The following is a 24,061-nucleotide window of genomic DNA, read 5'->3' as shown; positions in this document are numbered from 1 at the left end:
CCGTCGACACGCCGGTGCCGCGCGAGGCCGGCACCACGTACATCCGTTTGATCTCCGCCTCGTCCGGGAACGGCAAGGCCGGCTCAAAGGCGATCTCGCACGCCCCGGCGGAGCCGGGGCATATATACAGCTCTTGTATGCCCGTCTTCCAGGATGAGCGGGCGCGGAATCCGGCCGGCGTGGACACCGGCCGCCGCGAGCAGAAGGCCTCCTTCCAGCCCCCATCCGGGAGGGGGCCTTCGTCTTGCGGGCATACCGGGCGGTCCCGAGGGCGTTGCGCACAGGGACGGCTGCGGAAGGAGCACGGGTGGGCGAGGAACTGAAGATCCGGATCGGGGTGGCGCCGGCGCCGGGGACCGGGCCCGCGGAGTTCGCGGGGCTGGCGGAGACGCTGGAGGCGGCCGGAGTCGACTCGCTGTGGCTTTCGGAGCTCGTGTACGCGCCGGAGGTCGACCCGTTGGTCGGCATGGCGCACGCGTTGGCGCGAACCACGAACCTCAAGGTCGGCACGGGGGTCGCGATCCTGCCCGGCCGCCACCCCGTGCTCGTCGCGAAGCAGCTGGTGACGTTGGCCGGGCTGGCGCCGAAGCGGGTGCTGCCGGTGTTCGGGTTGCGGCCGGCCAATGCGGCCGAACACTCGTTGTTCCCCGTGGCGGGCCCGCGCGCGGCCGTGTTCGACGAAGCTCTGACCCTGCTGCGGCTGCTGCTGGAGCAGGACGACGTGCACTTCGCCGGCGAGTTCTACCAGGTCGACGGCGTGACGATCGGGCCGCGCCCGGCCAAGCGTCTCGACGTGTGGCTCGGCGGCAGTGCGCCCGCCGCGTTGCGCCGTGCCGGGCGGCTGTCCGACGGCTGGCTCGGCAGCTTGCACTCACCCGAGCAGGCGCGGGCCGCGCGCATCGCGATCCAGGACGCCGCGGCCGAGGCCGGGCGCGAGATCGAGCCCGACCACTTCGGCCTCAGCCTGCTGGTGGCGAGCGAGGGGATGCCCGACCGGATGCTGGAGGTCGCCGCGAAGCGCCGCCCCGGCACGCCCGTGACCGAGCTCGTGGCCACGAGCTGGGCCGAGGCGCGGCGCCTGCTGGAGCAGCACATCGACGCGGGGCTGTCGAAGTTCGTGATCCGGCCCGGGCATTCGGGCGACTACCGGCGGTTCCTCGACGGGCTGCACCGCGAGCTGCTGCCGCTGCAGAACTAGAACTTCAGCTGCTCCGGCTTGCGCGGCATCAGGGCCAGCGCGACGATGCTGAGCGCGGCGACGGCGGCGATCGCCACGAACACGTTGTGCGTGGCGCCCGTCAGCGAGTCGCGGACGTACTCCGCGGCCGCCGAGTGGTCGTTCTGGCCGAGGACCAGGCTGGTGGCGTCGGCGCTGTCGGGCAGGTGGCCGGCGACGGCGGCGGGCGGGTGGGCGAAGCGGTCGGCGAGGGTGGCGTTGGCGATGGCGCCGAACACCGCCGCGCCGACCGCGCTGCCCAGTGACCGGCCGAACATGTTCGTGGCCGTGACCACGCCGCGGCGTTCCCAGCCGACACTCGACTGGCTGGCCACGATCGTGGGGCTCGACGCCAGGCCGAGGCCCGCGCCGACGACGAACGCGGCGCCGGCGACGCTCCAGAGCGAGGTGTTCTCGCCGAGCAGCGTGGTGAGCGCCACGCCGACGACGATGAGCCCGGCGCCGATGAACGCGGTGTCGCGGAACCCGATCCGCATGTAGAGCCGCCCCGAAAGCGACGCGGCGAGCGGCCAGCCGACGGTGAGCGCGGCCAGGGCGAAGCCGGCCGTGAGGGCGTCGTGGCCGAGCACGCCCTGGGCGTAGGTCGGCAGGAACGAGCTGAGCCCCATCAGGGTCGCGCCGACCACGAGGGCCACCAGCGTGCCGCCCACGAGGGTGCGCCGCGTGAACACCCACAGCGGCAGCACGGGCTCGGCCGCGCGGCGTTCGACCAGCACGAACCCGACCAGCGCCGCCGCGGAGGCGACGAAGATGAGCACGCCCACCACCGAGCCCCAGCCCCAGGCCACGCCACCTTCCAGCAGCCCGAGGATCAGCAGCGTGCAGCCGGTGATGAGCAGGCCGGCGCCGGCGTAGTCGATGCGGTGGCGGGTGCGTTCGACGCGTTCGGCGAACTTGCGGTACAGCATCCAGGCGGCGATCGCGCCCAGCGGCAGGTTCACGAAGAAGATCCAGCGCCAGCTGAGGAACTCGGAGAACACGCCGCCCAGCGCCGGGCCGAGCACGGACGCGACGGCCCACACGCCGGCCACGTAACCCTGCACGCGCGCGCGTTCCTCGACGGTGTACAGGTCACCGACCATCGTCATGCTGATCGGCTGCACGGCCCCGGCGCCGACGCCCTGCAGGGCGCGCGCGGCGATGAGCACCGGCATGCTCCAGGCCGCGCCGCACAGCACCGAGCCGAGCAGGAACACGGCGATGCCGAAGAACATCACCGGCCGGCGGCCGAGGACGTCGGCGAACTTGCCGTAGAGCGGCACGGTGACCGCCTGGGTGAGCAGGTAGACCGAGAACAGCCACGGGAACTGCGAGAACCCGCCCAGGTCGCCGACCACCGAGGGCACGGCCGTGGCGATGATCGTGCTGTCGAGCGCGACCAGCCCGGTGCTCAGCATCACCGCCGCGAGCACCGGCCCGCGTTCGGAGCGCAGGCCGACGGCCTTTTTCGTGGGCGCCGGCGTCTCGGCGGGGGTGCTCATCGGCGGGGTCTCCTCGGGGTTCCCTGGGGCCGGGGACAACTGTTTCGCAACGGTAAGCATTTCACGAAAGAGTGACTGTCGGACAGTCTTGGCGGGCCAGCCATGATGAGGGGATGGACACGTGGGTGCGGCCGATCCGCCGCGGGTGGGTGGTGCGCGGCGAGGTGCCGGGCCCGGACGTCGACGAGTTCGCGGAGCCCGACGCCGTGGTCACGGCCCTCGCCTCCCCCGGCGCGGCCGGCGACACGCTGCTGGCAGTGCAGCACCCGGCTCGCACGCCGGCGGCGTTGGCGCGTGGCCTCGACCTCACTGCGGCGCTGCCTTCCGCACGCGCCGCGCTGGCCCGCATCCGCGCCCGGCACTACCGGTCGGTGGCGGGGTTCGTCGCGCCCTACCGCATCTCGGGCCCGGACGGCGTGGCGGTGGGCGTGCTCTGCCTGGTCGACGTCCGCGAGCTGACGGCGGGCGGGTCCCACGTGCGGCACACGGAGGAGGTGTACCCGCACGTGGTCGCCGAGCGCGCCGCCGTGCTGGCCGGGCTGGGCACCGCCACGAGCGCGGCACTGCTCGTGCCGTCCTCCGGCGGCGAGGCGCTGACCGAGGCCGTGGAGGCGGCGTGCACGGGGCTGGGGCCGCCGGATGTGTCCACTGTGGACCAGTCGGGCCGCCGGCACGAGCTGTGGGTGGTTCCTTCGGGGACTTTGCAGGAACGCCTGGTGGGGGCCGTGTCGGCCGCGGACCTGCTGGTGGCCGACGGGAACCACCGGGTCGCCGCGGCCGCGCAGACGGGCTCACTGCTGGCGCTCGTGACGGGCGGGCCGCGGCTGCGGATCGGGGCGATTCACCGGGTGCTGACTGGCACGGGCTTGACGTCCGACGCGCTGGCCGCGGCTTGGCGCCGGGTCGGGCTGGACGTTTCGGAGGTCGCCGACGGCACCCCGCCCGCGGTCCCGGGTTCGGTGGTGGTGCTGGCCCGGCCGTCTTTCTTGCGCGTGGTGCTGCCGCCCGCCGACGAGCTGACGATCGACCACGCGGTGGTCGAGCAGCTGCTGCTGGGCGAGGCCCTCGGCCTGGATCTGGACGGCCCGCACGTGCAGCCCTTGCCGGCGAGCCGCCCCGCACCGGCCGACGCCGACGCGGTGCTGCAACTGGCCCCGGTGGACTTCTCGACGGTCCTGAAGGTCCACGCGGCCGGCCTGCGCATGCCCCGGAAGGCGACGTACTTCACCCCGAAACCTCGGGGCGGGCTGGTTCTGGCAGAGATCTGAGCGTTCGAGAGCGAAGCGGCTGTGTGCGAACGCCTCAGCCGGGATCCGGTTCGCCGCGGGTGACACCGGGAGCTCGCACCGCGTCGGCGATGAGGTCGAGCAGGCGGTGGGAGCGTTCAGGTACGTCGCCGTCGACCGTCGCCAGGAAGACGCCGTGCAGCAGGGTGGTGGCGTCTTCGGGGTTGACGTCCGCGCGGAGGGTGCCGGCCCGCACCCCGCTCTCGAGGATGGTCCGGAAGGCGGCGGTGACGCGTTCTCGCGTGTGGGGCGCGATGCGTCCGGCGGCGAAGCTGCCGCGGAGGGTGTCCAGCATGCCCCGCTTGGTGGCGGTGAACGCGGCGTAGCGGTCCATCCACAGCCGGAGGGCCACCTCGGGTGGGTGGTGTTCGAGCAGCTCCGCGGCACTGGTCGTGATGTCGTCGAGCTCGGCGGCGTAGATCGCTTCGATCAGCGCTTCCCGGTTCGGGAAGTGCCGGTAGAGCGTGCCGACGCCGACCCCGGCCTCGCGAGCCAGGGACTCCATCGCCAGCGACCCGCCGTCCGCGCCCAGCATGCCGCGGGCGGCGGCGAGGATCTTGTCCCTGTTGCGGCGCGCGTCGGCGCGACCTGCCGATCCAGTCAAGCGGAAGCCCTTCCGTTTCTGCTAGCGTAGCTGAAGCGGAAGACCTTCCGCTTCTGGCATTCTGTCACGGAGGCAGGTTCCCCATGGCTTTCCCCTTCGCCGGCCGCGCCGTTTCCCGGATCGGCTACGGCGCGATGCAGCTACGCGGGCTGCGCGACGACCGTGCCGCCGCCATCGCCTTGCTGCGCCACGCGGTGGACCTCGGTGTCGATCACATCGACACCGCCCACTTCTACGGCGACGGTTTCGTCAACGACCTCCTGCGCGAGGCTGTGCGCCCCGAGGACGAGGTGCTGATCGTCAGCAAGGTCGGTGCCGACCCGGACCCGACCGGGCCGCACCCGATCCGCGTCGCGCAACGGCCGGAACAGCTTCGGGCGTCCGTCGAGGCAAACCTCGCCGGCCTGGGTCTGGAGCAGGTCCCGGTGGTCAACCTGCGGCGTACGGACACCGGCCCGGCGCCCGTGCGTGCGCAGGCTGATCAGGTCGTCGATGTCGATGACCAGATCGCCGAGCTGGTGGCCTTGCGCGACGAGGGGAAGATCGGCGCGATCGGCCTCAGTGCCGTGTCCCTCGAGACGCTGCGGCGCGCCCTGCCGGCCGGCATCGTCTGCGTGCAGAACGCCTACAGCCTGGCCGCGCGCGACGACGAGGAGCTGCTCGACCTCTGCACCGCCGAAGGCATCGCGTGGGTGCCCTACTTCCCCCTCGGCGGCGCCGGTCCGGACCTGCCGAAGGTGACCGACGAGCCGTCCGTCCTCGCCGCCGCGGCCGCCTTGGACCGCACGCCCGCGCAGGTGGGCCTCGCCTGGCTGCTCCACCGCGCGCCGAACGTCCTGCTCATCCCCGGCACCACCGACAAGACCCACCTCGAAGCCAACCTGGCGGCCGCCACGATCACGTTCGACACCGAGACCCGGGTGGCGCTCGGCTTGCCCGCCTGATCGGTGTGGTGTGGTGCTCGGTGTCGTTCTGGCCGGGATCCGAGGGAGCGGGCATGTTCGAGTGGTACGCGGTCCGGTGCGTGTTCCAGTGGGAGCGGGCGGCCGGCGCGCCGTTCGAGGAGCGGATCACCCTCTGGCGCGCGTCCAGCCTCGCCTCCGCCCTCGACTGCGCGGAGCGCGAGGCTCGTCGTTACGCCTCGGAGAACGGGGTGACCTTCCTGGACTTCGCCCAGGCCTATGCCCTGGCGGAGACCCACGAGCTCGGCCCGGGCACCGAAGTCTTCTCCCTGCTCCGCGACAGCCCCCTCGCACCGGAGGACTACGTGACCCGCTTCTTCGACACCGGCGGCGAACGCCAGGGAGTTGTCGAACCGGGGGAGTGATGGCTCTGCGCGACCGACCGTCGGCGTTACGGCTCCCGCAGTGACTGATTCACCTCATCAGAAGAACTCGTGCGAGGCGTTCTCCCCGGCGAGCGGGCCCAGGCCTCCGTCTCGAGCTTCACCGGGCTGGAAGGTCGCGGAGATGCCCCCATAGTTGCTGTTGTAGAAGATCTTGACCACATGGTTGGTCTGGTTGTAGGCGCGAAAGCGCATTGTTCTTCACACACTGATACTGGCCGACGCCGCGGCTCTTGAATTCGTCGCAGCCAGGCTGGGAACTGCCGTAATTCGGAATCGACGTGGTGAAGTCCGACAATGATCCGGATAGGCCGTAGCCGTGGTACACGCAGAATTCGCCGACCTCGCAAATTCCGTGGCGGGCGCAGTCGGTACCTTGACCCGTTCCGCGCCCCGTGTGCGCAGAACGGGTCAGAATTCTGGCACGCGGAGATTTTTCTCCGGAAAGTCCGCCGCCGTGTTCACCCGATGCGATCACCTTCCGATGAGAAATTCACCGTCGAGGGTTCACCGTGAATGTCACGTCAGCTTGAAGACCGACTCCGCGTTCGTCGAGTAGATCTTCGTGCGCACCTCGTCCGACAGCGCCGACTCGTCGAGCACCGAGACCGCCGCGTGGGGGCTCCAGCAGGGGTGGTCGGTGCCGTAGAGGATGTTGTCGGGGCCGTAGTACTCCAGGGCTGTGCGGATGGTCAGGGACTGGGGTGCGACGGTGTCGACGAAGATGCGTTTCAGGTACTCCGAAGGAAGCCGCGGCAGGCCTTCGATGCGGGCGTTCTTGTCGATGCGCCCGGCCTGGTAGGGGAGCAGGCCGCCGGCGTGGGTCTGGACGACGCGAAGCGACGGGTGGCGTTCCAGGATGCCGCTGAAGATGAGGCGCAGCACGGTGACGCTGGAGTCGAGGAGGCGGCCGATGGATCGCTGGATGCCGTCCTGGTAACCAGTCAGGACTTCGTTGAAGGCGAGGTCCGTCGGGTGCACGATGAGGGGCACATCAAGTTCCGCGACGCGTGCGTAGAACGGCTCCAGCCGCGAGACATCGACGGTTTCCGAGCCGATCATCGAAGGCAGGTTCACCCCGCGCAGATCGAGTGAGCCCACCGCGTGGTCCAGCACCTTCAGCGCCGTTGCCGTGTCCTGCAACGGAATCGCGGCCGTGCCGAAGAAGCGGCCCGGGTGGAGGCGTTGCGCGCGAGAGATTTCCTCGTTGTACGCGTACGCCTCGTCCAGCGCCTCGTCCGCCGGCATCTGGTCGAGCATCCCCGCCAGCACGCCGGTGGTGCAGACCACGACCGTGTCGGGGCCGGTGGCGGCAAAAGCCGCCTGGAAGCCGGCGTCGAGATCGAACCAGACGGCCGGCAGGGGGATGAAGCCGCGGCCTTCGTTGTACAGGTAGCGGTAGCCGTCGCCGACGCGTTCGGTGCGGGGAAACGCCGCCCGTGCGGCCATGGTTTCGAAGTGGGACCGGGGGAACCAGTGGAAGTGGGTGTCCACCACGCGCATCGAAATTCTCCTCAGCTCATCCGGTGTTCGGCGAGGATGCCGGCGAAGAGGCGGTCGGCATCGGGGCGGTAGCTCTCGTGCAGGGTGCGGAACAGTTCGTGGCAGCGCGCGGCCGGCCAGTCGCCCGGCAGGTGCTCGGCGGGCAGGCGCGGGGTCTCGCGCAGCAGCTGGCGCCAGGCCGACGCCAGGATCAGGTCGCGGCCCAGGTCGTCGAGCGCCTCGGGCACGGGATCGGGCACGTCCCACGACCGCAGGAACCGGTCGTAGCGCGCGGCCAGCTCGTCCAGGTGCCACGTGCGGGAGATCATCCCCTGCACGTCGTCGAACCTCGGGTACGCCGTGAACACCTCCACGTGCTGGTCGACGCCCGCGCCGGGCAGCTGCGCGAGGATCGCCGACACGTCGCGCTCGCCCGGCGCGAGCCACACGCCGTCGCGCAGCAGGCCGAAGCTCTCCCACGCCAGGCTGCGCCGCAGGAGGTGGCGTTCCTTGCGGTGCGACTCCGGCAGCGAGAAACACAGGACCGTCCACGCACCGGGCGGTTGCGGCTCCTCACCCGTGTCGTGGAACGTCCGCTGCTGCTGCACGCGCACGACCCGCAGCCCGACCTCCGACGCGCGGAAGTACGCCGCGCGGCCCTGCCGGGAACGCTCCAGCAGGCCGCGCTCGGCCATCCGCGACACGGTGAGCCGCGTGGCGTGCGCGGACACGCCGATCCGCGCGAGCACGTCGATGTACCCGGCGGTCGCGATCTCGGGGTTCTCCTCGAGGAAGTAGCGGCCGAGCATCGTCATCAGCACCGTCTGCGGCGTCGGTGCGCGGCTCAGGTCGGGTGCGGGTCGGTCGGTGGTCAGGACGAACCCCCTGTTCTCACGCCCGCCGCGGCGTTCTCCGGTGACCTGACGAACGTACCCCCGAGCAACGGCAGCACGTGCTCGCGCAGCACCGACACCGTCGAGGGATCCGGGCCCAGCAAGGACTCCGCGACCTCGCGCGCCCGCACCGGACCCAGCTCCCGCGAGGCCAGCGTGGTGAACTTGCCGACGATCTCGTTGTCCGGCAACGGGTTCCCCGGGTCACCCCGCGCGTCGAGCCGATCCGCCGAGACGGCCCCCGACGCGGTGGTGATCTCCACCCGCGCGCCCCACTTGGCGGGATACGCGGCCGTCAGATCGTCCGCCGACCCGACCTCGACGACCCGCGCCAGCTCCAGCACGGCCTCGTCGCGCAGCGCACCGTCCTCGAAGTCCCACGGCGTGCAGTGCCCCCGCAGCGCCGACACGGCCAGCACGAACTGGGCACTGCCCAACGCACTCAGCGCCGAGCCGAACGGCGGCGGCCGGTCGACGATCCCGGCCAGCTGCGCCGGCAACAGGCACCTCAGCCGCCGCACCGACGAGGGCGCCCAGCCGCCCGCGGGACGCAACGACAGCACCGCGTCGATCGCGCCCTGCAGGTGTTTCGCCCCCGCGTGGGGCTTCAGGCTCGTCTCCGGCAGCAGGAACGGCTCCGGCACCGCGGCTTCCGAACGACGCAGCGGCGAACGCGGGTCGTCGAGGATGTCGAGCGGGCCCGTCCAGCCGGAGTCGGCCGCGAGGAACGCCGTCACCGCGCGTTCCGCCGCGAACCCGGCCAGCAGGTACTTGCCGTCGGCCCGGTCCGTCGCGCCCGCGATCGATCCGCCCGCGTGCTGCGCGGCCAGCGCGATCGCCGACGCGGTGACGGCGAGCGGCCGGTCGAGGAGCACCGAAGCCGCGGCCGCACCGCCGAGCGGGGCCAGCAGCGCCGTCGGCCACCACCCGTTCCGGATCAGCGCCTCGCCCCCGATCGCGGCCGCCGCGGCCAGCGCGACCTCGTAGCCGGCCAGGAACGCGCGCTCGTAATCCTCGGCCGACGCGGTCGAGGGCACCACCGCCAGCGTCGCCGGCAACACCACACAACCCGGGCACAGCACCGAACCTCGGTGGATGTCGCCCGCTTCCCAGCCGTGCGCGTACACCCCGCCGAGGAACGCGGTCCGCCGCGCGGCGCCGTACTCCGCGGACAGGGTGCGCGCGAGCCCGGCCACGGAGCCGGCCAGCGTGGTGTGGCCGGCGATCAGGGCACCGATGGCGTCGGTCAGGTGGGCCCGGGCGGCGACCCGGACCGCGGGCGGCACCGGCCGGGAACCGACCGAGTGCGCCCGCGCGGCGAGCTCACCGACGAGCGACATCTGCCTGCGTGGCCCGGAGCCGGCCGGTCGCCGGCTCGTCCACCCGCCCGTCGGCTGTGAGCGCGACGCCGTACAGCTCACGCGCGGCCTCGGCCGTCACGAAGCCGTCGCGCACGTCCTCGGCCACGTCCGCGGCCGGCCGCTCCGCCGGCGAACCCCAGCCCCCGCCGCCCGCGGTGCGGAAGGTGACCTTCGAGCCCTTCTGCAACGCCAGCCCGGTGTGCTTCTTCACGTGCTCCGGCTGCCCGCCCGGCTGCGTGACGATCGTGTCGTTCACCGCGCCCGCCTGGCCGCCGCGCAGGCCCCACGGCGGGCAGGTCGTGCGCTCGTTGGCGATGTTGGTGAACATCGCCTGCTGCGGCTCCACGTCGATCTCCAGGCCCAGCCCGCCGCGGTGCCGGCCCGCGCCGCCGCTGTCGGCCCGCAGCTCGTGGCGCGTGAACACCAAGGGGTAGCGCGCTTCCTGGATCTCGATGGGGATGTTGCGCACGTCGCCCTGGCACACCGACACGCACGCGCTCGGCCCGTCGCCGACCGGACGCCCGCCCCAGCCGCCGCCGTTGATGTTGAGGCACACGAACCGCGAGCCGGTCTTCTCGTCGATGCCGTGGAAGGTGAACCCGGACATGTCGCCCTTGTGCGCGGCCGGCACCTGGTCGGGCAGCGCGTCGGCCAGCGCCCGGATGATCGTGTCGACCACCGTGGGCAGCGAGATGCTCCACTGGCCCAGCGCGGCCGGCGACTTCGCGTTGAGCAGTTTCCCTTCCGGCAGCACCACGTGCAGGTTGCGGAAGGATCCCTCGTCGACCGGGTGCGTCGGCAGCGTCAGCATCTTGAACGCCACCCGCGCCGCCGCGACGCCGCCCGACTTGCCCGAGTTGAGCGGGCCCTTGACCTGCTCGTTGATGTCGGAGAAGTCGATCGTGAGCTCTTCGCCCTTCACGATCACCTTGAGGTCGAGCGTGATGCGCTTGTCGAGGTCCTGCCCGTCGTTGTCCATCCACGCCGAGGCGGTGTACTCGCCGTCGGCCATCTGCGCGACCGCGTGGCGCGACAGGCGTTCCGACTGGTCACGCATCTCGGTGATGCACGCCATCACCGTGTCGAGGCCGTAGCGCTCGCACAGCTCCGCGATGCGGCGCTCGCCCAGCCGGCAGGCCGCGATGGCCGCGCGCAGGTCGCCCAGCGACGACTCCGGGATGCGGATGTTGTCCTTGAGGATCTGCATCACGTCGGCGTCCCACTCGCCGGCCTTCATCACCTTGATCGAGCGCAGCTGCAGGCCCTCGGAGTAGATGTCGGTGGTGGCGGTGGAGCCGAAGCCGATGCGCGAGCCGCCGATGTCGACCCAGTGGGCGCGCACCGCGGGGAACGCCACCACCTTGCCGTCGACGAAGATCGGCGTGTAGACCACGACGTTGTTGAGGTGCTGGCCCGCGACGTACGGGTAGTTCATCACCAGCGCGTCGCCGGGCTCGAAGCCCTCGAGGCCGTGGCGCTCGATGCCGTCGGCCACGGAGACGCCGAGGTCGGCCAGGAAGATCGGCAGGCCGCCGAGGTTCTGGGCGATCAGCTCGCCGGCGGTGTCGACGAGGCCCACGCAGTAGTCCTGGACCTCGAAGATCATCGGGTTGTAGGCGGCGCGGCGCAGCGCGGTGGCCATCTCGTCGGAGTACGCCACGAGCGCGCAGCGCACCACTTCGAGCGTGACGGGGTCGATGGTCATGCGGGGCTCCCCACGGAGACGACGAGTGACAGGTCGGCGGCGACGGTCAGCACGTCGCCGGAATAGAAGACGACCGAGGACGTGGCTTCCTGCACCACGGCGGGACCGGTGATCCGGTGGCCGGGCCGCAGCGCCTCACGGTCGTAGACGGGACAGGACACGGGTTCCGGGCCGCCGCCGTGCAGCACCACGGGCCTATGCTCGACCGGTTCCGGGTCGCCCGACGCGGTCTCGACCTCGGCCGCGGTGCCCGCGGTCGTTTCGAGCGGCAGCGAGATCACCGTGCGGACACCGACGGCCTCCACCGTCTCGTCCGACGCGTGGTGGCCGTAGAGGCGGTTGTGCATCTCGTCGTACAGCGCGCGTACGGCCGCGTGGTTCGAAGTGGACAGTCCCTCTTCGGGCACCGGAACGGGGATCGTGAACTCCTGGCCCTGGTAACGCAGCTCGAGGAAGTGCTGCAACACGGGCGCGGTCGCCGGCTCGCCGACGTCGGCCCGCAGCCGCGCCCACGCCTCGGCGCCCAGCGCCTTGAGCGTGATCGCGTACTGCTCCACTGTGGACGACTCGAACTTGGCCAGGTGCGTACGGGTGAGGTCGTGGCGCACCTCGGAGTAGAGCATGCCCTTGGCCGAGAACTGCCCGGGCAGGACCGGGACGACCACAGTGCCGATGGTGAGCTCCCGCGCGATCGACACGGCGTGCAGCGGTCCGGCACCGCCGGTCGCCACGAGCGCGAAGGTGCGCGGGTCCTCGCCCTTCTCCACCGAAACCGCGCGCACGGCCAGCGACATCTGCGCGTCGGCGATCGTCACGATCCCGCGCGCGGCGGCCAGCAGGTCGAGGCCCAGCGGCTCGGCCACGTGCGTCATGATCGCGGCTTCGGCGGCCGCGCGGTCCAGCGGCATCTCGCCGCCGAGGAACCGGCTCGCGCCGAGCCGGCCGAGCACGAGGTTGGCGTCGGTCACCGTCGGGCGGTCGCCGCCGCGGCCGTAACACGCCGGGCCGGGCGCCGCGCCGGCGCTGACCGGGCCGACCTTGAGCGCGCCCGCCGGGTCGACCCACGCGATGCTGCCGCCGCCCGCGCCGACCTCGACGATGTTGACCACGGGCAGCGCCATCGGGTGCCCGGTCGCGTAGCCGCCGATGAAGTAGCCCGGGCTGATGTCGACCTGCCCGTCCTTCACCAGGCTGGTCTTGGCCGTGGTGCCGCCCATGTCGAACGAGATCAGCCGCGGCAGGTCGAGCCCGGCGGCCAGCGCCGATGCGCCGATGACACCCGCGACCGGACCCGACTCCATCATGCGCACCGGGCTCTGCCGCGCGGTCTCGACGGACATGATGCCGCCGTTGGACTGCATGATGAGCAGCCGGCCGCGGAAGCCCCGGGCCTCCAGGCGTGTGGTCAGCGAGTCGAGGTAGCGCGACACGACCGGGCCGACGTAGGAGTTGAGCACCGCGGTCGACGTGCGCTCGTACTCGCGGTACTCGCGCATGATCTGGTGTGACAGCGTCACGTACGCCTCGGGCCACAGCTCGGTGAACAACCGGCCCAGCTCGAGCTCGTGCTCCGGGTTGGCGTACGCGTGCAGCAGGCAGACCGCGACGGACTGGACGCCCGACGACTTCAGCTCGGTGATCAGCTCGCGCGCGGCCGTGACATCCAACGGCGTGCGCACGCTGCCGTCCACGAGCACGCGCTCGCGCACCTCCCGGCGCAGCCGGCGCGGCACCAGCGGGTCGGGCTTGCCGAAGAACAGGTTGTACGGCTCGGACCGGTTGCCGCGTCCGATCTCGTAGACGTCGCGGAACCCCTCGGTGGTGATCAGCGCGGTCGCGGCGCCGGCACGCTGCAGGACGGTGTTGATCGCGATGGTGGAGCCGTGCAGGAACAGCTCGGTGTCGGGCAGGTGCGCGCCGAGCTTGTCGAGGCCGTCGAGCACGCCCTCCGCGTGGTCGTGCGGGGTGGTGAGGGTCTTGGCGGTGCTGAAGACGCCGTGCTCGTCCACGGCGGTCAGGTCGGTGAACGTCCCGCCGATGTCGGCGGCGATCTGCTTCACGGGGTACCTCTTTCTGCGAAAGCGGTCAGGGGAGTTCGGTGCGCCAGGAGTCGGCGAGGGATTCGAGCTTGCGGGCGCCCACGTTGAGCAGGACACCGGCCACGATCACGACGAACACCGACGCGAGCACCTCCGTGGTGCCGAGGTGGCCGGCGAAGAAGCTGATGTTGTAGCCGATCCCGCCGTCGCCCGCGAAGAACTCGCCCACGACCACGCCGACGAGCCCGCGGCCCACGCCCAGGCGCAGCCCGGCCATCACCGTCGGCACCGACGCGGGCAGGATCACCTTGCGCAGCAAGGCCGTCTCGCCCGCGCCGAACGACACGGCGGTGCGGATCAGCTTCGGGTCGACGTTGCGCACGCCCTGGGCGGAGTTGACGATCACGGGGATCACCGACATCAGGAACGTGATGGCCACGACCGACGGGCTGCCGAGGCCGAACATCAGCACCAGCAACGGGAACAGGGCCACGATCGGGGCGGAGTACAGGAGCCACACGTACGGCTCGACCACGTAGTCGACGTAGCGGTAGCGGCCCATCAGCAGCCCCACCGCGACACCGACGATCGCGGCCATCCCGAAGCCGATCACCAGCTCCAGCGCGCTCGTGCCGAGGCTGTGCAGCAGCAGGCCCGAGCCGATCTGGTCGCCGAGCGAGCCCGCGATGAGCACGGGGGAGGACGTGAGGAACGGGTTCACGAGGCCGGCCCACGCGGCGATCTGCCACAGGATCGCGACCAGCACGAGGAACCCGCCGCCGAGCACGATCGGCATGGCCTTCTCCGGCACCCGCCGCTTCCGGGGACTGACAGTGGTGGTCATCGGGTCACCTCTCCCAAGCCGTGGCGGCCGTGCCGAGCACGCGCAGCAGCGCGGTCACTACGTACCCGAAGATCCCGACCACGAGCGTCAGGAACAGCAGCGGGGCGACGTCGAAGTTCTGGCCGTAGGTGGAGATCAGCTGGCCCACACCGTCCGTGCCGCCGTAGAGCTCGGCCACGATCACCGCGATCACGCCGCGCCCGGCGCCCAGGCGCAGGCCGGCCATGATCGTCGGCAGCGCGCTGGGGAACAGGATCTTGCCGAACATCGCACCGCCACCGGCGCAGAACGCCCGCGCGGCCTGCACGAGCTTCGGGTCCGTCTCGCGGATGCCGGCCATCGCGTTCACCGCGATCGTGATCACGGCCTCGATGAACACCATCGCGATCTTCGACGCCTCGCCGATGCCCAGCGCGAGAACCACGAGCGGCAGCAACGCGAGCGACGGCGTCACGTAGAGCGCGATCAGCGCCGGTTCCAGCGTCTGGCGGATCCGCAGCTTCCAGCCCATCAGCATGCCCACCGGCACGCCGACCACGACGGCGAGCAGGAAGCCCGTGAAGAACTCGACGAGCGTCGTCTGCGCGTTGTCCCACAGCTCACCCGAGCTCAGGAGGTCGCCGCCGGCTCGGACGATCGCGACCGGGGTGCTGGTGAACTGCACGTCGACCAGGCCGGTCGAGGCGGCCAGTTGCCACAGCGCGAGCACCACGACGACGCTGCCGAGCACGAACCGCGCCCGCACCGGCGGCAGCCAGCGCAGGCCCACCGCGCGGCTCGGCGGCGCCGCGGCCACCGGGCGCGGCGGCCGCGTCCGCAAGCCCTGCGTCATGACGGCACCGCCGCCCCGGCCTGCGCGCCGAAGAGCAGCTCGGCCAGATGCGTGCGGTACTTGCCGAACGCCTCGCTCGCCCGCACCGCGGCGTCCCGCGGGCGCGGCAGGTCGATCTCCATCACCTCGACCACACGGCTCGGGCTGCCGCCCATCACGAGCACGCGGTCGGCGAGGAACACCGCCTCGTCGATGCCGTGGGTCACGAACAGCACCGTTTTCCGGTCCAGGTCCCAGATCCGCAGCAGCTCGGTGGCCATCAGCTCGCGCGTCTGCGCGTCCAGCGCGCCGAACGGCTCGTCCATCAGCAGCACCTCGGGGTCGGTGGCCAGCGCGCGGGCGATGCCGACGCGCTGGCGCATGCCGCCCGAGAGCTGGTGCGGGTGGGCCTCTTCACGCCCGCCCAGGCCGACCAGCTCGATGAAGTGCCGCGCCCGGTCCAGCCGCGTCGCCTTGTCGACACCCTGCATCTCGAGTCCGAACGCGACGTTCGCGAGGATCGTTCGCCACGGCATCAGCGACGCGTCCTGGAACACGACCCCGCGGTCGGGGCCGGGTTTGGTCACGATCTTCTCGCCGATGCGGATCTGCCCGCCCGACGGCTTCAGCAGGCCGTCGGCGGCCAGCAGCACGCTGCTCTTGCCGCAGCCGCTGGCGCCGACGATCGTCACGAACTCGCCGTCGCGTACGTGCGCCTCGAACCCGTTCACCGCCACGAACGGCTCGCCCTTGCCGGCGTAGGAGATCTGCAGCTGGTCGAAGGTGATGTCTGCCATCTCGTGCTCCGCTCAGCTGGTCTTGGGCAGGAAGCGGGTGTCGAGCCACTGCGAGTCGGGAAGGCGTTTCGCGAACACCTTGCCCTGCAGGCCCATCTGCCAGAAGTCGTCCATCGCCTTCGCCGAGGGCATGCGGCCGTCGGGGTAGAGCTGGTCGATCCACTCGGCCATGCTGGCCTTCGCGTCGTCGGTGCTGATCTTGAGGTTCTTCGCGATCGACTTCACCGCGTCGTCGGGCTGGTCCTTGGTCATCTTCATGGCCTGCGACAGGGTGTCGACGAACTTCTTGGCGCGGTCGGGGTTGTCGTTGACGAAGCCCGGCTTGCTCCAGGTGACGTGCATCGGGTAACTGTCGACGAGATCCTTGAGGTCGAGGATCTTGTTGTAGCCCTCTTTCTGCGCGTAGACCGTCTGCGGCTCGGTGAAGATGTTGGCCTGCAGCTGGCCCGCCTTCATGGCCGCCAGGCGCGCCGCCGAGGCGCCGCCCTGCACGACCTTGATGTCCTTGTTGGGGTCCAGGCCGGCCTTCGCCGCGGCGAAGCGCGTGAGCAGGTCGGTGGACGAGCCGATGGTCGTCACACCCCAGTTCTTTCCCTTGCCCTGGGCCACGGTGTGGATCTCGGGCACGGCGTACCAGGCGAACGCCGTCATGTCGAAACCGCCGTAGATGACCTTCACGTCCTGGCCGGCTTCCTCGGCCGTGAGCGGCCCGGTGAGCGAACCGACCGCGACGTCGACGTCGCCGGACAGCACGGCCTTGGCGAGCTCGGCGTCACCCTTGAACGTGACGGGTTTGACGGTGAGACCGTGCTGCTTCCAGAGGTTCAGGTCGTCGGCCAGGTAGACCGGCGCGAGCGTGGTGGCCTGCACCGGCAGGCCGAGGGTGATCGTGTCGCCGCCCGAGGCGCCACCACCACCCGAGCCGCACGCGGTGGCGACGAGGGCGAGAGCGAGAGCCGGTAACGCGAGCCGGGTCCGGCGGAGAGTTTTCCATGGCACGGGGGAGACCTCGATTGTGTCCAGAGGGGAGACCGGGGACGCGGGGGAGCTTTTTCCGCCCCGGTCTGGAATCGGGCGAGGTGTCGACCATGAGAAGCATCGGGAGGTGCACCTCTTTGTGCTCCGGTCAGTGTGACTCTCGATCTCGACGCGCGTCAAGAAGCTGAGAAACATCGATTTCCGCGGGTTTCCGGTCCGCGCCGCGGGCACGACGAAACCCCCGGCGGACGCGAAGTCCTTGTCCGCCAGGGGGTTTCACCGTGCACGTCCGTCCTAGCGGAACACCTCCGGCCGGTTCTTCGCGAGGCTGATCAGCCCACCCGCCTCGAGCATGTCGACGAGGAACGGGTCGGCCGCGGCACCGCGGATCGTCGTCTGCGTGGTGAGGTTGGTGAACTCGCCGGTGGCGAGGTCCACGCGCACGCGGTCGCCGTCGGCGGCGAAGTCGGGGTTCAGCCCGACTTCGAGCGCCGGCAGGCCGACCTCGAAGCAGTTGCGGTAGAACGTCCGGGCGAACGTCTCCGCGACCACACACCCGATTCCCGTGGCCTGCAACGCTTTCGTCGCGATGGCGCGGCCCGAGGACTGCCCGAAGTGCTTGCCGGCGAACACGATGTCACCGGGCTGCACCTGCTTCGGGAACTCCGGGTTGAGGTCTTCGAGCACGTGCTGCACGAGGATCTCCATCGGCTCGAACACGTACTGGGTCTTCACGAGCCGGTCGGTCGGGATGTGGTCCCCGAACCGCCAGCAGCGGCCCTCGAACTTCACGCTTTCCCTCCTGCACGGCTCGCGATGACCCCCGCGACGGCCGACGCGGCAACGGTTTCCGAAGACGCCAGGTACATCGACGCGTCCGGGCTGCCGTTGCGGCCGGGGAAGTTGCGGGCGTGGGTGGAGATCATCGTCTCGTCGGACGCCATCGCGCCCATGTTGTAGGCCTGGTTCGAGCCCGTGCTGGGCGGGAACCACGTGGCACCGGCCTCGTGCAACGCGAGCACAAGCCCTTCGCGCGCGGCCTCCGCGAACACCTCGCGGCTGGACGGCACGAGGTGGAACCGCGTGTCCGGGTGCACCTTGTGCCCGGCCAGGACCTCGGCCGCCGCGCGGAAGTCCTCGAGCCGGCCGCCGCCGTGGCCGCCCAGCTCCGCGTACTGCACCGGCGTGCCGGCGACCTCGGCAACGGGCTTGACGTTGCCGACGGTCGGCGGGCACGCGACCGTGGGCTCGACCTCGCCGACGTCGAAGCGCAGCACCTGCGCGGCTTCCTCACCGTCGCCGTGCACGAGCAGGCCGGCGTCGCCGCCGGGCAGCGTGCGCACGAACGCCTCGGTGATCTCGTCCGGCTCGACGAAGCTGCACTTGGCGCCGAGGTCCACGCACAGCAGCGGGAACAGCCAACGGTCCCAGAAGGACAGTCCGCGCACGTACGGGCCGCCGAACTCCACGGCCCGGTAGTTCAGCTCGCCCTCGCCGATGCGCCCGACCAGCCACAGCGCGATGTCGCGCGGGGTGACGCCGGGCTTCGGCGTGCCTTCGAGGTGGATGCGGGTCGTCTCCGGCACCTTGAACCACGCTTTGCCGTACGGCAGCACGGTTCCGGCGTGCGAGTCGTTGCCGAGCGCCACAGCCAGGGCGCCCATGGTGCCGTGCACCGGCGTGTGGCTGTCGGACCCGACCACGATCATGCCGGGCTTGATGTGCCCGTTGCGGACCACGGCGTGGTGCAGGTTGCCGTTGCCGCAGTCGTACAGCTTGAGGCCGTGCTTGCGGGCCCACCGGCGGTTGTGCTGCAGCACGTCCGCCTGCTGCTCGGTCGGCGGCGCGAAGTGGTGGTCGAACACCATCACGGCCCGCTCCGGGTCGGGGATGGGCACGTTCACGCGCTTCTCGTACACCTGCGAGGTGAGGTACCCCGACAGGTCGTGCATGATCAGGCGGTCCACTTTGGCCACGACGATCTCGCCGGGCGCCACGGACTCGCGGCCGCTGGCGCGGGCGAGGATCTTCTCGACGAGGTTCACGCGACCACCGCCGTCGCAACGATCTCGCGCGGGTCGGTGATGACGCCGCGGATCGCCGACGCCGCGGCCGTGGCCGGGCTCGACAGGAAGATCTTCGAGTCGTAGCTGCCCATGCGGCCCTGGAAGTTGCGGTTGGCGGTCGACAGCGTGGTCTCGCCGTCGGCCATCGCGCCGCCGTTGCCCGCGCACGCGCCGCAGCCGGGGTTGGTGATCATCGCGCCGGCCTGGATCAGCTTCGTGAGCACGCCGCTGTCCGATGCCTGCGCCATGATCTTCGCCGACGCGGGCGTGACGATGAGCCGCAGGCCGGGGGCCACGCGGTGGCCGGCGAGCACGTCGGCCGCGATCACGAGGTCGTCGTACTTGGCGTTGGCGCAAGAGCCGATGAAGACCTGGTCGAGCTTCGTGCCGGCGACGTCGCCGACGCCCACCACGTTGTCGACCGTGTGTGGCACCGCGATCTGCGGGGCGAGCGTCGGCCCGTCGAGCCGCACGGTGGCGCGGTAGGTCGCGTCCTCGTCCGGCAGCAGGATGTCGAGCTCGTCACGCGGCACGCCGGCCTCGTCGAGGTAGGCGAGCGTGGTGTCGTCCGGGGCCACGAAGGCGTTCTTGGCGCCCATCTCCATGGCCAGGTTGCAGAACGTCATGCGCTCGGACACGGACATGCCCTCGACGTAGGAGCCGGAGAACTCCACCGACTCGTAGGTCAGCCCGTCGGCACCGAGGTCGCCGATGAGCTTGAGCATGATGTCCTTGGCGTAGACGCCTGGCGCGAGGTCGCCGTCGATCACGATCCGCACCGACTCGGGCACCTTGACCCACAGCTTGCCGGTGACCCACGCGGCGGTGATCTCGCTGAACCCGACCCCGGTGCCGAACGCGCCCAGCGCGCCGTAGATCGTCGAGTGCGAGTCGGTGCCGATGATGAACTGGCCGGGCCGCACGAGCCCGTGCTCCATGAGCACGATGTGCGCGATGCCGCTGTTGACGTCGAAGAAGTTCTTCACGCCCATCTTCTGCGCGAACTCGCGGCACAGGGCGTGGTCCGCGGCCGTTTTGGCGTTCATGGCGGGGGACAGGTGATCCATCACCATGGCGACGCGGTTCACGTCGTAGAGCTGTTCGACGCCCATCTTCTCGAGCGTCCGGATGCACCGCCAGCTCGCGGTGTGGCTCATGTACAGGTCGGGGAACGCGTCGACGATCTGGCCGGGCACGAGGTCGGCGACCCCGGAAGCGCGTTCGATCGCCTTCTGCGCGAAGGTCTTGGCGGTCACTGCTTTCCTCCCGCGAAGCTCGCCATCAGGTGCGGGATCAGGCCGCCGTCGGCCATGATCTCCCGCAGCACCTGCGGGTACGGGCTGAACGGGAAGGTCTGCCCGTCCACCTCGACCGTGCCCGCGTCGTAGTCGACCCACATCTCGCCACCGTCGGTGGCGGCCTCGGCCGCGGCGGGCGACTCGACCGCGACGAGCCCGGTGTTGATGGCGTTGCGGAAGAAGACGCGGGAGAAGGAGGCGGCGACGACCGCCTTGATCCCGGCGCCGATCAGGCACGTGGCGGCCTGCTCCCGCGCGCTGCCGCAGCCGAAGTTGCGGCCGGCGACCACGACGTCGCTCGCCCGCAGCCGCGCCTGCGTCTCCGGCCCCAGCGGCTCGAAAGCGTGCTCGGCGAGCTCCGCCGGGTCGATGCTCACGAGGTAACGGCCGGGGATGATGACGTCGGTGTTCACGTTCTCGCCGAAGGTGATGACCTGGCCTCCGACACGAAAATCACTGCCCATGGGAAGTCTCCGCTCGTGGATCCGTTGGTGTGCGGCGGTTTCCGGTCACGGGCTCGTCTCTTCCAGGAACCAGTCGGTCGGCACCGTGTGCCCGAGCTCGCGCTTCTCGGCCAGCGCCAGCGCCCGCGCGCAGACGGCCGCGAACTGCACGCCCATGCCGGTGTTGTTCGCGAACACCGTGATGTCCTCGGGGCTCGTGCGGCCCGGCGCCTCGCCCAGCAGCAGGTCGCCGAGCTCGTGGATGGCGTCCCACTCCATCAGGCCGCGGGTGACCGGGCCGAGGATGTCGTACTGCTTGTCGTGGTGCACCTGTTCGCGCGAGAGCACGGTGATGTGCGGCGCGGCGCGGTCGAACGTCGTGTCGTCCAGCTCGCGCCGGGTGGCGGTGCCGTCGGGCGAGGTGATGGCCGTGACGTGCGTGCCGGGGTCGAGCCAGGCGCCGTCGAAGCAGGCTTCCATGGCCGCGGTGGCGCAGGTGACGATCTGGCAGCCGGCCACCGCGTCGCGCCGCTCGTCCACGGCCACGATCTTGCGCCCGGTCTTCTCGCTCCACACCTTCGCGAAGTGTTCGCGGTGCTCGGGCGTGGGGCTGTACACGCGGACCTCTTCGATGTTCGGCCGCACCATGAGCAGGCACTCCAGGTGCGCCTCAGCCTGCCAGCCCGAGCCGAACATCCCGGCGACCGTCGCGTCCGGGTTGGACAGTTCGCGGATGCCGAGCGCCGAGGTGGCGCCGACGCGCATCTTCTGGATGAAGCTGTCGTGCATGATGGCGAGCGGTTCGAGCGTGGTCAGGCTGTAGAGCGTGACGAGCCCGACGTAGCGGCCACCGGGCGCGGCCGGGATGAGCCGGCGCCGCTGCACCCCGGAGGGCAGCGTCTCGACGCCCGCGATGTCGGACGTGATCCGCAGCGCCCACACGCCGCTGGAGACGTTGCCGCCCTCCTGCGACTTGAACCGGAAGCGGAAGCCGGGGTGACGGCTGTCCTCGACCGGGAAGTACGTGTGGTTGCGCGGCCGGTTGGCGCCCTGGCCGGAGTTGAGCTCCTTGTACGCCGTCTCCAGCGCGTCGAGCGTCTCGCCGGCGGTGAGCACCTGCTCGATGTCGCCGTTGGAAAGGATCCTCACCGTTGTGCTCCTGTCAGGTGTTCTGGTTCGCCCGCGGTGACGCGGACGGTCTCGGCCACGGCCGCGTTGCCGCCGTCGGCGAAGGCGACTTCCACGGACACCGCGCCCGCTTCGCCTTCGGCCAGTACGGCGGCCGGGTCCTGGGCGCGGAACTCGCCGCTGGTGGACAGGTCGGCCTGGTTGACCCAGCGGACCTCGGCCTTGGCGCCCTCCGGCAGCTTCGCCAGCGCGGGTGCGGCGGCCTCGGCGAGCGAGCCGATCCTCGCGCCGGCCTTGGCCGAGGCGATGGCCGCGGTCAGAGCGTCCTTCAGCGCACCCGGCCAGCCGGCGCCGTCACCGAGGACGCGGCTCGAGTACACCCAGTTCATCCGGTACTGCCCGGTGACGCCGAAGGACGTCACGCCGTCCGAAGTGGACAGCGAGCTCGGGTACAGGTCGAGGAAACCGCCGCCGCGCAGGGCGCGTTCCACGGTCTCGACGCGGCTGCCGGCGGTGCTGCCCTCCACCGTGGCCTTGGCCGCGGCGTCGTCGAGGATCCGGCCGGCCGCGCGCAGCAGCTCGGTCTCGGCCGCCGACGGGATCAGGCGCTGCTCGCGCACCAGGCCGCCGAGGCGCTCGACCTGCCAGCCGGGCACCGCGGCCACGATCTCGTCGGCCACGTCGGCGGGCCACAGCGCGGCGTCGACCAGGCCGATCGTGCCGTTCTTCTTGCCCAGCAGGTACTTCGCGACGAGGTCGGCGAAGTTCTTGCCGCCGCTGAACTCCGTGACCTTCGACGAGGCCTTCATCCAGTTCTGCACCCGCAGCGAGAGCTTGGTGAGGAACGTGACGGGTCCCTCGGCGGGGATCGCCAGCACACCTTCGTTCCAGTACAGGCACAGGTTGGTCAGGTAGGCGAGGTCGTCGGAGCGCGACACGTCGGCGTAGACGAACGCGACGTCGATGCCCTGGGCCGCCATGGCCTTCTGCAGCGCGGCGACGCGGTCGCCCCACTCCTGGTCGGGGGTTTCCGCGGGGTCGAGTACGTGCAGACCTCGTTTCACGCCACGTCTCCTGTCTCGAACAGCTTCCGTTCGGTCGTGATCAGCACTTCACAGCCGTCGGCGGTCACGCGCACGGGGTCGCCGAGCACGTGGTAGCCGGCCAGCGGCGTGTAGGTGTTGGGGTGGATGATGAACACGGAGTTCTCGGGCAGCACGGTGTGGTTGCCCTCGATGATCGGCGTCTCGTCGAGGTGCAGGCCGTGGCCGTGGCCGCGCACACGGGTGTAGTTGCTGCTGCAGTACTCGCCGTAGCCGTACTTGCGGAACACGTCGTTCTCGGCCATCGCCACCTCGTGGGCGGTGATGCCGGGGCGCACCACGGAGATGCCGGCCTCGACGGCCTCGTTGAACAGGTCGAACGACTTGCGCTGCCCGTCGTCGGCCTTGCCCACCACGGCGGAGCGGCAGATCTGCAGCCAGTACCCGTCCATCTTGGGCGTGAGCTCGGTCCGCACCATGTCGCCGGCTTCGAGCAGCCGGTCGCCCGGTGGGGTCATGCCGCGCACCTCGTCGCGGCCCGACGCGATGAGCATGAAGTTGTCCTCGGCACCGAGGTTCTTCAGCCGCGCCTCGACCTCCGCGACGATCCGGTACTCCGGCAGCCCCGGTTCGAGCACGTCCACGAACGCTTCCCAGCCGGCCGCGCACACGACGGCGCTGCGGCGCATCCGCGCCAGCTCCCACTCGCTCTTCACCAGCCGCGCGGTGTCGAGCAGCTTCGTGGCCGACCCGACTTCGGCGCCCGGCGCCGCGGCGCGGATCGTCTCCATGAGCACGAGCGGCACGAGCTCGTGGTGGGCGATGCCGATGCGCCGCGGCGCCAGCTCCTTGAGGACCACGCCCAGCTCGGCCGGGTTCGCCGGGTCCAGTCGCCGGGCCTCGCCGACCCAGCCCTGCGCGGTGAAGGCCGCGAGGTCCGAAGGCCGGGTCGAGAACGCCACCGCGTCACCTTCGGCGGGGAACACCACGAGCGCGGCGCTGCCGGCCGGGGTCACGTCGGTGAAGTAGCGGATGTTCTCCCGCCGCCAGGCGGGGCCGTAGGCGAGCACGACGTCCAGGCCCTGCTCGGCCATCGCGTCGCGGATCTTGCGGTGCCGCAGCTGCAGCTCCGCGAGGTCCTCGGGGGACAGGCCCGCTCCGGCGGGTGCCGGGGCGTGGTCGATCGTCATGGGTACCTCCACTATGGTTGTGGTGGGGTC

23 protein-coding genes are annotated in these 24,061 nt (G+C 71.0%); 4 read left to right on the top strand and 19 right to left on the bottom strand.

Annotated features, from left to right (window positions below; all coding sequences use genetic code 11):
* Positions 1-187, bottom strand: a 187-nt coding sequence (locus AB0878_RS39960) for a hypothetical protein (RefSeq protein WP_366586505.1), incomplete at its 3' end; no start/stop codon positions are given.
* 120 nt (positions 188-307) lie between these two features.
* On the opposite strand from AB0878_RS39960, the gene AB0878_RS39955 reads away from it, so the two are divergent.
* A complete protein-coding gene (locus AB0878_RS39955; RefSeq protein ID WP_366586503.1) occupies positions 308-1,198 on the top strand; it encodes a TIGR03854 family LLM class F420-dependent oxidoreductase in 891 nt (296 codons plus the stop codon).
* Here AB0878_RS39955 and AB0878_RS39950 read toward each other — a convergent pair.
* Complete coding sequence (locus AB0878_RS39950; RefSeq protein ID WP_366586501.1) at positions 1,195-2,718, bottom strand: MDR family MFS transporter; 1,524 nt, start codon at positions 2,716-2,718, stop codon at positions 1,195-1,197. The genes AB0878_RS39955 and AB0878_RS39950 overlap by 4 nt on opposite strands.
* Before the next feature lie 113 nt (positions 2,719-2,831).
* On the opposite strand from AB0878_RS39950, the gene AB0878_RS39945 reads away from it, so the two are divergent.
* Positions 2,832-3,986: a DUF1015 family protein gene (locus AB0878_RS39945; protein WP_366586499.1), complete on the top strand. Its 1,155-nt coding sequence runs from the start codon at positions 2,832-2,834 to the stop codon at positions 3,984-3,986.
* 34 nt (positions 3,987-4,020) lie between these two features.
* Here AB0878_RS39945 and AB0878_RS39940 read toward each other — a convergent pair whose 3' ends face one another.
* Complete coding sequence (locus AB0878_RS39940) at positions 4,021-4,608, bottom strand: TetR/AcrR family transcriptional regulator (protein ID WP_366586497.1); 588 nt, start codon at positions 4,606-4,608, stop codon at positions 4,021-4,023.
* An 83-nt stretch (positions 4,609-4,691) separates the two neighbouring features.
* Between AB0878_RS39940 and AB0878_RS39935 the strand changes: the two genes are divergently transcribed.
* Together AB0878_RS39935 and AB0878_RS39930 are read left to right on the top strand one after the other, a co-directional pair.
* A complete protein-coding gene (locus tag AB0878_RS39935; RefSeq protein WP_366586495.1) occupies positions 4,692-5,552 on the top strand; it encodes an aldo/keto reductase in 861 nt (286 codons plus the stop codon).
* Positions 5,553-5,605: 53 nt separating this feature from the next.
* Positions 5,606-5,935, top strand: a complete 330-nt coding sequence (locus AB0878_RS39930) for a hypothetical protein (protein ID WP_366586492.1) — start codon at positions 5,606-5,608, stop codon at positions 5,933-5,935.
* Positions 5,936-6,472: 537 nt separating this feature from the next.
* Here the strand turns inward: AB0878_RS39930 and AB0878_RS39925 are convergent.
* From AB0878_RS39925 to AB0878_RS39850, 16 genes are all read right to left on the bottom strand, one after another.
* Positions 6,473-7,456: an amidohydrolase family protein gene (locus AB0878_RS39925; RefSeq protein WP_366586490.1), complete on the bottom strand. Its 984-nt coding sequence runs from the start codon at positions 7,454-7,456 to the stop codon at positions 6,473-6,475.
* A gap of 11 nt (positions 7,457-7,467) precedes the next feature.
* Complete coding sequence (locus AB0878_RS39920) at positions 7,468-8,250, bottom strand: PaaX family transcriptional regulator C-terminal domain-containing protein (protein ID WP_366586488.1); 783 nt, start codon at positions 8,248-8,250, stop codon at positions 7,468-7,470.
* A 56-nt stretch (positions 8,251-8,306) separates the two neighbouring features.
* A complete protein-coding gene (locus AB0878_RS39915) occupies positions 8,307-9,668 on the bottom strand; it encodes an MmgE/PrpD family protein (RefSeq protein ID WP_366586485.1) in 1,362 nt (453 codons plus the stop codon).
* Positions 9,652-11,394, bottom strand: a complete 1,743-nt coding sequence (locus AB0878_RS39910) for a hydantoinase B/oxoprolinase family protein (protein WP_366586483.1) — start codon at positions 11,392-11,394, stop codon at positions 9,652-9,654. The genes AB0878_RS39915 and AB0878_RS39910 overlap by 17 nt, the downstream gene beginning before the upstream one ends.
* Complete coding sequence (locus AB0878_RS39905) at positions 11,391-13,454, bottom strand: hydantoinase/oxoprolinase family protein (protein ID WP_366586480.1); 2,064 nt, start codon at positions 13,452-13,454, stop codon at positions 11,391-11,393. The genes AB0878_RS39910 and AB0878_RS39905 overlap by 4 nt, the downstream gene beginning before the upstream one ends.
* Before the next feature lie 25 nt (positions 13,455-13,479).
* Positions 13,480-14,277 carry an ABC transporter permease gene (locus AB0878_RS39900; protein WP_366586478.1) on the bottom strand — a complete coding sequence of 266 codons (798 nt, stop codon included), beginning with the start codon at positions 14,275-14,277 and terminating at the stop codon, positions 13,480-13,482.
* 4 nt (positions 14,278-14,281) lie between these two features.
* Entirely contained in the window at positions 14,282-15,109 is an 828-nt protein-coding gene (locus tag AB0878_RS39895) for an ABC transporter permease (RefSeq protein WP_366586476.1), read from the bottom strand.
* Positions 15,106-15,885 (bottom strand): ABC transporter ATP-binding protein, encoded by a 780-nt coding sequence (locus AB0878_RS39890; RefSeq protein WP_366586473.1) that lies wholly within the window; start codon positions 15,883-15,885, stop codon positions 15,106-15,108. The genes AB0878_RS39895 and AB0878_RS39890 overlap by 4 nt, the downstream gene beginning before the upstream one ends.
* 12 nt (positions 15,886-15,897) lie before the next feature.
* On the bottom strand, positions 15,898-16,884 hold the full coding sequence (locus AB0878_RS39885; protein ID WP_366586470.1) for an ABC transporter substrate-binding protein: 987 nt from the start codon (positions 16,882-16,884) through the stop codon (positions 15,898-15,900).
* A gap of 273 nt (positions 16,885-17,157) precedes the next feature.
* Entirely contained in the window at positions 17,158-17,655 is a 498-nt protein-coding gene (locus AB0878_RS39880; protein WP_366586467.1) for a 3-isopropylmalate dehydratase, read from the bottom strand.
* On the bottom strand, positions 17,652-18,908 hold the full coding sequence (locus tag AB0878_RS39875) for an aconitase family protein (protein WP_366586465.1): 1,257 nt from the start codon (positions 18,906-18,908) through the stop codon (positions 17,652-17,654). The genes AB0878_RS39880 and AB0878_RS39875 overlap by 4 nt, the downstream gene beginning before the upstream one ends.
* Positions 18,905-20,185 carry an aconitase/3-isopropylmalate dehydratase large subunit family protein gene (locus tag AB0878_RS39870; RefSeq protein ID WP_366586463.1) on the bottom strand — a complete coding sequence of 427 codons (1,281 nt, stop codon included), beginning with the start codon at positions 20,183-20,185 and terminating at the stop codon, positions 18,905-18,907. The genes AB0878_RS39875 and AB0878_RS39870 overlap by 4 nt, the downstream gene beginning before the upstream one ends.
* On the bottom strand, positions 20,182-20,691 hold the full coding sequence (locus AB0878_RS39865; protein WP_366586461.1) for a 3-isopropylmalate dehydratase: 510 nt from the start codon (positions 20,689-20,691) through the stop codon (positions 20,182-20,184). The genes AB0878_RS39870 and AB0878_RS39865 overlap by 4 nt, the downstream gene beginning before the upstream one ends.
* Positions 20,692-20,736: 45 nt before the next feature.
* On the bottom strand, positions 20,737-21,819 hold the full coding sequence (locus tag AB0878_RS39860; protein ID WP_366586458.1) for an ornithine cyclodeaminase family protein: 1,083 nt from the start codon (positions 21,817-21,819) through the stop codon (positions 20,737-20,739).
* Positions 21,816-22,862: an aminopeptidase P family N-terminal domain-containing protein gene (locus tag AB0878_RS39855; protein WP_366586456.1), complete on the bottom strand. Its 1,047-nt coding sequence runs from the start codon at positions 22,860-22,862 to the stop codon at positions 21,816-21,818. Before AB0878_RS39855 ends, AB0878_RS39860 begins: the two co-directional genes overlap by 4 nt.
* Positions 22,859-24,031, bottom strand: a complete 1,173-nt coding sequence (locus AB0878_RS39850) for a Xaa-Pro peptidase family protein (RefSeq protein ID WP_366586453.1) — start codon at positions 24,029-24,031, stop codon at positions 22,859-22,861. The genes AB0878_RS39855 and AB0878_RS39850 overlap by 4 nt, the downstream gene beginning before the upstream one ends.
* Between the last annotated feature and the right edge of the window lie 30 nt (positions 24,032-24,061).

It is taken from the genome of Amycolatopsis sp. NPDC047767 (assembly GCF_040704195.1).
Lineage (GTDB): Bacteria > Actinomycetota > Actinomycetes > Mycobacteriales > Pseudonocardiaceae > Amycolatopsis.
Note: the sequence above shows the minus strand (reverse complement) of the source record. Positions and strands in the feature narration are given on the sequence as shown.